This window comes from Microbacterium sp. 3J1 (assembly GCF_001049495.1).
GTDB lineage: Bacteria > Actinomycetota > Actinomycetes > Actinomycetales > Microbacteriaceae > Microbacterium.
This window is the reverse complement of record NZ_CDWI01000016.1, coordinates 1-378: the sequence shown is the minus strand read 5'-3', so window position 1 is coordinate 378 and position 378 is coordinate 1. Positions and strand designations below refer to the sequence as shown.

Annotated in this window: 1 protein-coding gene; it reads left to right on the top strand. The window is 72.8% G+C overall.

Features of this window, described 5'->3' with window-relative positions; translation table 11 throughout:
- Nucleotides 1-136: 136 nt before the first annotated feature.
- Nucleotides 137-378: hypothetical protein (locus tag BN2660_RS16700; protein ID WP_218054126.1), on the top strand; the 242-nt coding region annotated here is incomplete at its 3' end.

Here is a 378-nt window from a genome sequence, read left to right as displayed (position 1 = left end):
GGAATGGGAGCCCCGGCGTGTGTCGACGCGCTCCACGGGGGCGACATCGTCGGCGACGGGGCCCTGCTCCTCGATCACGAACTGCACGAACCCGGTGACGCGCGACGGCAGGTCCGACTCGGTGGCGAGCCTCGCGGTGCCGAGCACCACCTCGACGGTGACGGAGGTGTGCGGCGCCGAACCCCGAGAGCATCGGGGCCAGCGAGACCGTATCGGCGTTCCACTGCTCGGGCATGCTCCAGCGCGCCGAGAACTGCGCGTCCGCGGTGAGGGCGAAGTCGTACCGGTCGCGCACGGCGGCGATCTCGCCGAGTCTCGTCCCGTCGCCGCCGCGAACATCGACGGTCACCGCGAGGGCCGCGTGCGGTGCGAGGGTGG